At 41.6% G+C, this 11767-nt stretch carries 10 protein-coding genes and 1 pseudogene; 3 read left to right on the forward strand and 8 right to left on the reverse strand.

Annotated elements, in window-relative coordinates; all coding sequences use genetic code 11:
- Positions 1-55: 55 nt before the first annotated feature.
- The 8 genes from purD to G5T77_RS09855 form a co-directional block, all read right to left on the reverse strand.
- Positions 56-1339, reverse strand: a complete 1284-nt coding sequence (purD, locus tag G5T77_RS09820) for a phosphoribosylamine--glycine ligase (RefSeq protein WP_166136559.1) — start codon at positions 1337-1339, stop codon at positions 56-58.
- A gap of 147 nt (positions 1340-1486) precedes the next feature.
- Complete coding sequence (gene purH / locus G5T77_RS09825) at positions 1487-3061, reverse strand: bifunctional phosphoribosylaminoimidazolecarboxamide formyltransferase/IMP cyclohydrolase (RefSeq protein ID WP_004786185.1); 1575 nt, start codon at positions 3059-3061, stop codon at positions 1487-1489.
- 94 nt (positions 3062-3155) lie between these two features.
- Positions 3156-3425, reverse strand: a complete 270-nt coding sequence (gene fis, locus G5T77_RS09830) for a DNA-binding transcriptional regulator Fis (RefSeq protein ID WP_001086304.1) — start codon at positions 3423-3425, stop codon at positions 3156-3158.
- A 401-nt stretch (positions 3426-3826) separates the two neighbouring features.
- The gene (locus tag G5T77_RS09835; protein ID WP_125278348.1) at positions 3827-4687 is read right to left on the reverse strand and encodes a DUF3426 domain-containing protein; all 861 of its coding nucleotides are present in this window, start codon (positions 4685-4687) and stop codon (positions 3827-3829) included.
- Positions 4688-4705: 18 nt separating this feature from the next.
- Positions 4706-5611: a 50S ribosomal protein L11 methyltransferase gene (gene prmA, locus G5T77_RS09840; RefSeq protein ID WP_166136562.1), complete on the reverse strand. Its 906-nt coding sequence runs from the start codon at positions 5609-5611 to the stop codon at positions 4706-4708.
- A 123-nt stretch (positions 5612-5734) separates the two neighbouring features.
- Positions 5735-6634, reverse strand: a complete 900-nt coding sequence (locus G5T77_RS09845; protein WP_125278346.1) for a bile acid:sodium symporter family protein — start codon at positions 6632-6634, stop codon at positions 5735-5737.
- A gap of 87 nt (positions 6635-6721) precedes the next feature.
- Positions 6722-7609, reverse strand: coding sequence for a bile acid:sodium symporter family protein (locus G5T77_RS09850; protein ID WP_166136565.1), 888 nt, complete (start codon positions 7607-7609; stop codon positions 6722-6724).
- A 146-nt stretch (positions 7610-7755) separates the two neighbouring features.
- Positions 7756-8145: a hypothetical protein gene (locus G5T77_RS09855; protein ID WP_051065385.1), complete on the reverse strand. Its 390-nt coding sequence runs from the start codon at positions 8143-8145 to the stop codon at positions 7756-7758.
- 249 nt (positions 8146-8394) lie between these two features.
- Here G5T77_RS09855 and mnmG point away from each other — a divergent pair, with 249 nt between their 5' ends.
- The 3 genes and pseudogenes from mnmG to G5T77_RS09870 all read left to right on the forward strand — a co-directional run bounded on the left by mnmG (position 8395) and on the right by G5T77_RS09870 (position 11747).
- On the forward strand, positions 8395-10275 hold the full coding sequence (gene mnmG, locus G5T77_RS09860; RefSeq protein ID WP_159122801.1) for a tRNA uridine-5-carboxymethylaminomethyl(34) synthesis enzyme MnmG: 1881 nt from the start codon (positions 8395-8397) through the stop codon (positions 10273-10275).
- A 145-nt stretch (positions 10276-10420) separates the two neighbouring features.
- Positions 10421-11344 (forward strand): annotated as a pseudogene (locus G5T77_RS09865) (ADP-ribosylglycohydrolase family protein).
- 76 nt (positions 11345-11420) lie between these two features.
- The gene (locus G5T77_RS09870) at positions 11421-11747 is read left to right on the forward strand and encodes a hypothetical protein (RefSeq protein ID WP_004786177.1); all 327 of its coding nucleotides are present in this window, start codon (positions 11421-11423) and stop codon (positions 11745-11747) included.
- The last annotated feature ends 20 nt before the right edge of the window (positions 11748-11767 follow it).

Genomic DNA, 11767 nt, shown 5'->3' on the forward strand with positions numbered 1-11767 from the left:
CTTAACTGACTGGCATTACGCACTTAGCGGGGTTTTTCCTTAATCTAAATTAAGATTAAGCATTTTCACGTGCAATCGCGCGGTAACCAATATCTTTACGGTATTGAACACCATCAAACGTTACTTTTTGGCAAAGTTCTAATGCTTTCGCTTGTGCTTCACCAATGGTATTACCCAATGCAGTCACACAAAGTACACGACCACCCGCAGTCACGATGTCACCATTTTCATTGACTTTCGTACCCGCATGGAATACTTTCACATCAGTCATTTCTGTATCTAAACCTGAAATCACATCACCATTGCTAGACGTTTCAGGATAGCCTTTAGATGCCAGTACGATCCCGACAGTTTTACGCTCATCCCATTCAGCTTCTTTCGGTAAATTACCTTCAAGACCTGCTTGAACCAAATCGACCAAAGATGATTTTAGACGCATCATGATCGGTTGAGTTTCTGGATCGCCAAAACGACAGTTGAACTCAATCACTTTTGGTTGGCCTTTGTCGTCAATCATCAAGCCTGCGTATAAGAAACCTGTATATACGTGACCATCTTTTTTCATGCCTTCAACAGTCGGACGCATCACTTCATTCATGGCTTTTTCGAATACGTCAGCAGTCACAACAGGAGCAGGAGAGTAAGCACCCATACCACCAGTATTTGGACCCTGATCACCTTCAAAAATACGCTTATGGTCTTGTGAGGTCGCCATTGGCAGGATGTTGTCGCCATCAATCATACAAATGAAAGATGCTTCTTCACCAGCAAGGAATTCTTCAATGACTACACGAGAACCCGCATCACCAAATTTGTTGCCTGCCAGCATGTCATCAATCGCATCAAATGCTTCCTGATTAGTCATGGCAACAATTACGCCTTTACCGGCAGCAAGACCGTCAGCCTTGATCACGATTGGTGCGCCATTTTTCTCAACAAATGCTTTTGCTGCGTCTACTTCAGTAAATACATCGTAGAAAGCAGTTGGAATGTTATGGCGTTTTAAGAAGTGCTTCGCGAATGCTTTAGAGCCTTCAAGCTGCGCAGCAAATTGAGTTGGACCCCAAACTTTCACGCCTGCTTCGCGGCAAGCATCAACCACACCATTCACAAGCGGTGCTTCAGGACCTACAATAATCATTTCAACTGCATTGTTTTTTGCAAAATTAATGATGGCAGGATTGTCGAGAATGTCCAAAGCGACATTTTCACATTTATTTTCAGTTGCGGTGCCTGCATTGCCCGGTGCAACAAATACTTTTGCTACTTGATCGTCTTGTGCGATTTTCCATGCAAGTGCATGTTCACGGCCGCCACCACCTAAAACTAAAATGTTCATCTTTAGAAAATTCCCTCGAAAATGAAATTCCACAAACCCAATGAGGTTTAAAAATCTTTTAACATCTTATAGCAAGATATTAAACAATCTACTGATGTAGCAAACCCTCCTTATGAAAAGGAGGGTTTGAAATTTAATACTTAAAAATTAGTGGCGGAAATGACGCATGCCAGTGAATACCATTGCAATACCAGCTTCGTCAGCTGCTGCAATTGTTTCTTCATCACGCATAGAACCACCCGGTTGGATAATGCATTTGATACCAGCTTTGGCAGCGTTATCAATACCATCACGGAATGGGAAGAATGCGTCAGACGCCATGACTGCACCTTCAACCACAAGACCTGCATGTTCAGCTTTGATTGCAGCAATACGAGCAGAGTTGACACGGCTCATTTGACCTGCGCCCACACCAATGGTTTGACGATTTTTCGCATAAACAATCGCGTTAGATTTCACGTATTTAGCAACTTTCCAAGCGAAGATCATGTCATCGATTTCTTGTTCAGTTGGAGCGCGTTTAGTCACAACTTTCAGGTCATCTTTAGTGATCATGCCCAAGTCTTGATCTTGAACCAATAAACCACCGTTTACGCGTTTGTAGTCAAGCTGTGGAGCACGTTCGTTAATTGCTGGAAGTTCACCACATACGAGTACACGTACGTTTTTCTTCGCGCCAGTCACTTCAAGTACGCCGTCAGCGATGCTTGGTGCAATGATCACTTCAACGAATTGACGATCCACAATTGCTTGTGCAGTTGCAACGTCTAATTCACGGTTGAATGCAATGATGCCACCGAATGCAGATTCAGGGTCAGTTGCATAAGCAAGATCATAAGCAGCTTTGATGCCGTCTAGAGAAACTGCAACACCACATGGGTTCGCATGTTTTACGATCACACAAGCAGGTTTCGCAAATGATTTCACACATTCAAGTGCAGCATCAGTATCCGCGATGTTGTTATAAGAAAGTTCTTTACCTTGTAGCTGCTTAGCAGTCGCAACAGAAGCTTCTTTCGCAGCAGGATCTACATAGAAAGCAGCAGACTGATGCGGGTTTTCACCGTAACGTAAGTCTTGAGCTTTGTTTAATTGAGTATTGAAAGTACGCGCAAATTTGTCTGCCTGACCTTCTTCTTTACCTACGCGAGCGCCTAAGTAAGATGCGATCATACCGTCATATTGAGCAGTATGTTCGAATGCTTTAACCGCAAGGTCAAAACGGGTTGCATAAGATAAAGCACCATCAGCTTTAAGCTCAGCAATTACAGTTGCATAGTCAGCAGCATTTACTACGATACCAACAGACGCGTGGTTTTTCGCAGCAGCACGAACCATTGTTGGACCACCGATGTCGATGTTTTCAATTGCATCAGCCAGTGAACAGTTTGGTTTCGCTACAGTTGCAGCAAATGGATACAGGTTAACAACGACAAGATCGATCGCATCGATGTTGTGTTCAGCCATCACAGCTTCGTCTAGACCACGACGAGCCAGGATGCCACCATGAATTTTCGGATGTAGCGTTTTTACACGGCCGTCCATCATCTCTGGGAAACCAGTGTGCTCCGAAACTTCTACTACAGCAACATTATTGTCTTTCAACAATTTGTATGTACCACCTGTAGATAAAATTTCTACCCCAAGAGCAGCAAGGTCTTGTGCAAATTCCACAATACCGGTTTTATCGGAAACAGAGATTAAAGCGCGTTTAATAGTCATGATCTTCGTCACAGTTACCAAGGAACAGATTAAATCTAAATAGCTAATTAACAGTCAAAAAAAATGCCTGCGGTAGCCGCAAGCATTTTATCATTTATTCACTCATTAAACCGTGAGCTTTTAACTTTTTACGTAAAGTACCGCGGTTTAGTCCGAGAATCTCGGCAGCGCGTGTCTGATTACCACGCGTATATTCTAGAACGACAGATAATAAAGGCTTCTCCATTTCTGCCAGCACCATGTCGTACACCTGAGAAGGTTGCTCGCCTTGCAGTTGTGCAAAGTAGTGGCGAACTGCGCGATCTACGTGAATACGAAGAGCGACATCAGATTGTGCAGTAAAAATAGGAGATTTGCTATTCATGCGAATTAATCCGAAAAATCAAATATCACTTGGGTAAAGCGATATATAAAAGTGGTCTAGAAATTGAAATGAACTCCATTTTAGATCCTAAAACTGGAGTTCTAAAACTTGGTCATTACATTGAGCTTGTAGCTTGCCACATCTCGACGATTTGGTCGAAAAATAAGCGTAACAATAGTTAAAGTTTTGTTACTGACCAAAATCAAAACAAAAAAATCTGCTCGATACGCAATAAGTTTTATAGCGCATTAGGCAAGACTGTATTTGTTGTGAAAAAGTAGCGAGGAGTTTGCAGCACATAGCTTTCGTGGCGCGTATAATACCATTGTCTCGGGAAAAGTGAGCAAGAAAACTGCATTTTTTTTAACTTTTTTTTCGTTTTTTAATAGTTTTTATCAATATTAAGGTCGAATTATTTCCAAACTGTAATTATCGAAGTCTTTACGGTCGACAGGAAGCACAAATTCAAATTTAAATGGGCTGTTTTGGGGAATACGTTGAATCTTAACTAGGCTTTCGATCAGGTATTCCTGAGGTTTTAAATTATAAGTCGCCAAGACTACACCCTGATCTTTAAGGTGAACTCTTAAGTTTGGCATTTCCAGACTGCGCTTGTGGAAATTGATTAGCTCACCACTAAACTGGGTTTTATCTGTGGCAATCGCTTTGGCTTTGACCTTATTGGTATTGATCAGATTGTAATGTTCTTCCAGATTGGAACAGTTGAACACTTCACAGATATTGTTAAAAGCCACACTCATCACATGACTATTCTTAATATAGTGTGGATTGAACCAGAAGAATTGAAATAAAAGTAAGCCAAATAAGAACAGGTTTAGGCTGGTCCAGCCTAAATAATAAAGCGGGCCTTTATTGTGCTGTTTATCAGCCTGATCATCCCAGTTCATGCTAGGCAGTACTGCAATCGGTTCAGTACTGAAATAATTCAGGTTGTTCAGATAGGTCTTCAGATCAATATTTGAGTTTTCAACTTTTTCATCAAAAATGTTCAGTAAATAGTGCTGATCTGAAGAATTAGCTGAAGAAGTAGATTTGGTGAGGTTTCTATTAATATAAGAAACATGACTTGGCGTATGGGTAAGGGCGACCGAATTCTGTGCTTCGGTCACCAGATGCGATAAAGCATTAAAGGTCGTACTACATTTTGGGCAGCAAACCATGCCTTGGGCAATGGTTAATTGCGCAACCGTAACTTTATAGGTTGTAGAGCAGGTCGGGCAGTGGGTTCGCTTGTCACTCATAAATGTTTTATAGACTCTTTAATTCTTATGGCGTTTCCCCGAGATACGGCACCAGTGTTCATCGCGTTTTTCTACTTCTAATATATCAAAATGTTTTGAGTAAATGCTAGTAACATCAGCAACTTGCTCTTCGATAACACCTGCGAGTGCGAACTCTGCCTCAGGTTTGACCAATTCTGCGAACTCAGGCTCAAGCATCATGAGTGGGCCAGCCAGAATATTGGCAACAAACACATCTGCTTTCTGCTCGCCAAGCTCTGTGTTGAACTCTTCCGGTAAACCAACATAAAGTCGATCCAATACGCCATTCAGTTCAGCATTCTGTTTGGTGGCTAAAACAGCTTGTGGGTCAATATCAGTTGCATAGGCATATTTGGCACCGAGTAACAGGGCCGCGACAGCCAGAATACCTGAACCACAGCCATAATCGATCACGATCTTGTCTTTTACATCGGTTTTGCCTAGCCATTGCAGGCAAAGGAAAGTAGATGCATGGTTACCTGTACCAAAAGCCAAACCTGGATCAAGCTTGATATTCACTGCATCTGCTTCAGGCGCTTCCATCCACTCTGGAACAATCCAGAATTTTTCAGAAATCTGGATTGGCTCGTAGGCATCCATCCAGGTGCGTTCCCAAGCTTGATCTTCCAGGAATTCATGGCGGATCGGTGCTTCAGGTAGTTGTGCGCGAATAAAGGTTTCCAATGCAGCTACATCGATTTCTTCTTCGTCATCTTCCTGAGCATAGATGCCAGTCACGATCACTTTATTCCAAAGCGGTGTTTCTCCTGGAAGTGGTTCCAGCAAATCCTGGTTTTCAGCATCATCCAGAGTGACACTTACGGCGCCCAGTGAGCTAAGTAATGTTTCAGTAAAATCTACCTGAGCTTGATCAACTGTAATATGAATTTGTAACCACTTCACAGAAATAACCTTTATACATTTTTTCAAAAAGCTATTGTAACGGAAGTTCGGCTTGAAGGTGTGATCTTCTTGAGACGGAGTCAAATAAAAAGGATGCTTTCGCATCCTTTTTATGAAAACCGGTTAAAACGCATTTTCCTGAGTGGGAGAAATGCTAGGACGTGCAGTTACTGGAGCAAAGCGATTCAGTAATAATCCAAAAATAGCCGCGAAGATATACATGAAGATGGAATAGACCGCAGCAGGCATGGCAACCACAGTGCTGGACATGACAGTAAGTGCAATGGTCATGGCGAGTGTACTGTTATGAATACCGATCTCGAAAGCGCTGGCACGTGCCTGAGCAGAATTGATGTTCATTAGTCGTGGAACAAAATAGCCAATCATTAAGCTGAAGAGACAGAACAGGGCGGTTGCTAAACCTACCTGAGTCAGATATTCGGCAATATTGGCGCGTTCACTATAAATTGCTCCGGCGATAATCAGTACTAGAAAGAGGACTGCAAAAATGCGAAGAGGCTTGTTTAACTTTACTGTAAGTGCAGGCGCATAATGACGAATCAACATACCAATCGCGACTGGTATAATAATGATACCAAACACTTGCAGAATCTTTCCGAACTGCAAGCTGATCTGCTGACTGTCCTGCATAAAATGCATAATGGAAAAGTTCATAATTAAAGGCAAGGTAAATGCAGCAACCACCGAATTGATCGCAGTCAAGGTAATATTGAGGGCTAGATCGCCTTTAAACAGATAGCTGAACAGATTTGCGGTACTGCCACCTGGCGATGCGGCCAGCAACATCAGACCAACAGCGAGTAAAGGTGGTAAAGTCAGAACTTTACATAGAATGAAAGCAATGCTTACCAGTAGAATTAATTGACAAAACAAGGCAACCAGCACTGCTTTAGGGTGCTGGCTTACCCGGGCAAAATCTTTGAGCGTGAGTTCGAGTCCTAATCCCACCATGATGATGGCGAGTGCGAGGGGGAGGAATATTGTTATGATGCCAGAGTCCATCTGCATGCTCCTTATAGAAATTTATTTTAATAGTTTTAAATTTTCTATAAAAAGCATACAGCTTAAGCAGGCAATTGACTTAGAAAGTTACAAATCTGATAAACGACTCTTGCCACTATAGCTAAGTTTCTGCTGATTAATCATAAAGCCAAAAATACCAGCAAAAACGTACATGACAATTGAATAAATACCCGCAGGGATGGCAATGGTGACATTACTTAGGACAGAAATCGCAATCGTCATTGATACAGTTGTGTTGTGAATGCCGACTTCAAAGGTACAGGCGCGTGCCATCTTGTCTGGGATATCCATTAATAAAGGCAGGCAATAACCGAGAAACAGGCTGGAAAAACATAATATGGAAGTAGCAATCCCGATACTGGCAAAATATTCGATGATGTTAAAGCGCTCTTGGAAAATGGCATAAATCAAGAGCATGCTTAAAAAAGCGATAGATAGAAACCGCATTGGCATATGTACAATATCTGAAAGCTTTGGAAATTTTGCCCGAATCAGCATGCCGATCACAACCGGAATAATTGTAATCAGAAAAACCTGGGCCATTTTTTCAAGCGGTAAGCCGATGCCGGTATCCTGTCCTATAAAATAGTACAGGGACAGGTTCATAATAAAAGGTAAGGTGAAAATAGAAATAATCGTATTGATGGCGGTTAACGTGATATTAAGCGCCACATCACCTTTATAAAGATAGCTCAGCAGATTGGCAGTGGCACCTCCTGGAGAGGCAGCTAGCAGCATCATGCCTACAGCAAGCAATGGTGGCAGATCCAGTACCAGACAGATTAAAAAGGTTAAACCGGTTAAAATGACCAGTTGTGAGAATAAGACAATAAAAATCACCTTGGGATAACGACTAACATGCAGAAAATCCTTGACTGTTAACTGTAGTCCTAACCCCATCATCGTAATTGCCAAAGTAATCGGCAAAAACAAACTAAAAAACCCCGAATCCATGAAGTTTCCTTTTTATTATTCATTTTTTAGGTATGTTTTGAGTTTAGCGTAGATGAATAAATAAGCAATATAAAAACGGGTAAAATTTATGCATTTTACCCGTTAAGTTTCTGATTAAAAATATATTTAATCAGCTATATAGTGATTTACATCCCTGATTGAGATGGGGTTTGAGGCTGAGTTTGCATTTGTGACTGTGGACGTGGAGGGGTAAAGCCTAATGCACATTTACCATTGACCTGAGTGCCATTAATGGTTGCTGAAGTTTTGCCGCCTGAACTACAAGATGTATAAAGTTCAGGTTCATCGCCTTTGATATTGGTTGATGATGAAGGGAAGAACTGTTGCTGACAGGTACCATTCCAGATAATGCCGCGGTAAGCAAAACTTACAGGAGCGCCCTCTGATTTACCTTTACAAACTTGCTGGTATTTTTGGGCATTATAAACCTTCTCGACTTTATCATTTGCTGAGGCTGCAAATGGAGCGAAACATAGACCGCAGAGCGCTGTTGCTAGGAAAATATTCTTATTCATCATGTATACCTTTGTTTGTAATGTGACCACTTTATAGATTAAAAACTAATCAATATTAAACAATATGAGTCGGGTAACTTTTTGAGTTTAGATGTTTAATTTATATAGTAAGTATGCAAAGTTTAATTACATTGCTTTATTGGCTGGCAGAGTAAATTCCGAAGGATAAATTCAAGTGATTTTGTCAACTTTGGAAGGAAGTTTGCTATAATGTTCAGCTATCCTTTTTCTATCTCTCTATTTACCACTATGCACTATCCTAAAGTATACGATGTCATTGTTATCGGTGGCGGTCACGCAGGTACGGAAGCAGCACTGGCTGCAGCACGTATGGGTCGACAGACATTACTCTTAACTCATAACATTGAGACTTTAGGGCAGATGAGCTGTAACCCGGCCATTGGCGGGATCGGTAAATCACATTTAGTGCGTGAAATTGATGCCTTGGGCGGTGCGATGGCGCTGGCTGCCGATAAAGGCGGTATTCAATTCCGTATTCTGAATTCACGTAAAGGTGCAGCAGTACGTGCAACTCGTGCGCAGGCTGACCGTGTTCGTTATAAAGCGGCGATTCGTGAGACTTTAGAAAATCAAGCGAATCTGGACATCTTCCAGCAAGCAGCAGACGATCTGATTGTTGAAGGCGATACCGTTAAAGGTGTCGTGACCCAAATGGGTATTCGCTTTGATGCGAAAACTGTGGTGCTAACTGCAGGTACATTCTTAGGTGGTGTGATTCACATTGGCTTAAACAATGCTTCAGGCGGTCGTGCTGGCGATCCTCCTTCAATTTCATTGGCACATCGTTTACGTGAGTTAAACTTACCTGTAGGTCGTTTAAAAACAGGTACACCGCCACGTATTGATGCACGTTCAGTCGACTTCTCTGTCATGACACCGCAGCCGGGTGATTTCCCGTCTCCAACCATGTCATTTATGGGTGATGTGTCTATGCACCCTGAACAGGTGAACTGCTACATCACGCATACCAATGAACGTACCCATGAGATCATTCGTGGCGGTTTAGACCGTTCACCGATGTACACTGGTGTGATTGAAGGTGTAGGTCCACGTTACTGTCCATCAATTGAAGATAAAATTCATAAATTTGCTGATAAAGATTCACACCAAGTATTCCTTGAGCCTGAAGGCCTGGATACACATGAGCTTTATCCAAACGGTATTTCAACTTCTTTACCATTTGATGTTCAGTTTGAATTGGTGCGTTCAATCCGTGGTATGGAGAATGCACACATTCTTCGTCCGGGTTATGCGATTGAATACGATTACTTTAACCCGCAAGCATTGAAGTTCACTTTGGAAACCAAAGCGATCAATAACCTGTACTTTGCTGGTCAGATTAATGGTACTACTGGTTATGAAGAAGCGGGGGCACAAGGTCTGCTTGCAGGTTTGAATGCTGCACGTCGTGCATGGGATCAGGAACAATGGACACCAAAACGTGATGAAGCGTACATGGGTGTACTGGTTGATGACCTGATTACTTTGGGTACTAAAGAACCGTACCGTATGTTCACTTCACGTGCGGAATACCGTTTGATGTTGCGTGAAGATAATGCGGATCAGCGTTTAACACCAATCGGTCGTGAAATGGGTCTGGTTGATGACGAACGTTGGGCAGCTTACTGTGAAAAAATGGAAGCTGTAGAGAAAGAAACAGGTCGTTTGCAACACCTTTGGGCTGCACCAAACAATCCAATGGGTAAAAAATTCGTAGAAATGACGGGTGCGGATCTTTCTAAAGAATGTTCTGCAATTGATTTGTTAAAACGTCCAAACATTACCTTTGCTCAAATTGCAGAGCTCACAGGTTCTGAAGTTTCACCACAAGTGGGTGATCAAATTGAGATTGCGGTGAAATACGAAGGTTATATCAACCGTCAGCATCAAGACGTTGCACAAATGAAACGTTTAGAGGAAACCAAGATTCCTGCTGATTTTGACTATGATGTTGTTTCAGGTCTTTCTCGTGAAATTACATTGAAGTTAAAAGATATTCGTCCTGAAACACTGGCTCAAGCAAGCCGTATTCCGGGTGTAACACCTGCGGCAGTTCAATTGGTGATGATTACGATTCGTAAGAATGCCCAAGCGAAAAAATCTGCATAAGATTTTGAAGTGATAAAAAACCCGCGTAATGCGGGTTTTTTATATTTAATGTAGTTAAAAAAATTAAAAGATCAATTATTTCATGAATAAATTCAGTAATTTTGCTATGTTAATTATGGGAAATGTACAACAATGAAGCTAAAACATGGATAGAGAAAAATACATACGGGGCGCGATTTACGGTTTACTTGTTGGTGATGCGGTAGGTGTGCCTTATGAGTTTAAAGTGCCGAGCCAGCTGCCTGATATTGAACAAATTGATATGATTCCCCCAAAAGGATTTGCGCGGACTTATGCCACTCTTCCAATTGGAACGTGGTCAGATGATGGTGCACAAGCATTATGTTTGTTGGCCTCATTGTTAGATCAAAAGAAACTCAATCCTGAAGATTTTATGCAACGGATTTGCGATTGGTACCAATCAGGTTATATGGCTGTCGATGGTCAGGTATTCGATGTGGGAATTCAAACGGTTGATGCGATACATCGTTATCAATCGGGTATCTAGTTAAATCAAGTTGCGAAAAATGATGAATATGCCAATGGTAATGGTGCGCTGATGCGTGTATTGCCTTTAGCGCTCTGGCATCAAGGCTCTAATCGTGAATTAATAGAGGCGGCATTTATACAATCACATCTGACTCATGCGCATATCCGTTCTAAATTATGTTGTGCATTATATTGTTTATGGGTACGTAAAATTTTAGATGGTTGTTCTATTCAAGATTCATGGATAGAAGCAATTGAAATACTCAAGCGTGAATTGAGTGATCAGAATGGTGCGTTAGATGAGCTTGAGCACCATATTTTAAGTGATGACTGGGATCGACCGACAGGTACTGGCTATGTCGTAGATTGTTTAAAGTCGGCATATTACGCACTACAAGCTAGCGATTATGAAAAGGTGATTAAGACAGCAATTGCGCTGGGTAATGATACAGATACGACTGCATGTGTGGCGGGTGGTATAGCTGGTTTATATTATGGTGTAGATGCAATTCCATCATCTTGGATGAATCATTTACGAGGTAAAGAAATGGTGGAAGAATTGCTTGTGCAATGGTTGTAGAAATTTTCTAAAGAATGACTGCGATGATGTTGGGATTTGCTAAAATATTCAAAAGTTCCACATCTAGATCATTCCAATGCCATATCAACTCGTTGAACTCGATATCCAAGCCACAGACAACATCGCTTGCCCACATTGCCATCAAGAGATTATTAACTGGCAAGAAGAACAGTATGTTCAACCCTGTGAACATACCTTGTTTATTGCCATGGATATCGGCTTTGAATACATCACCGATGAATTTGAGCAAACTATGCGAAAAACAGTCGATGAACTGCATGCCAATGATGACATCGTCAACATGTTCGAAGAAATCACCACAAGTACTTATCCGAATTATCTGATTTTAAAATCGGATCTAGGCGCGGCAGGTTATTCGCGTTATATCGGTTTAACAGTGTAAGAATCTCATTACTATATATA

This window comes from Acinetobacter sp. GFQ9D191M, assembly GCF_011174875.1.
GTDB lineage: Bacteria > Pseudomonadota > Gammaproteobacteria > Pseudomonadales > Moraxellaceae > Acinetobacter.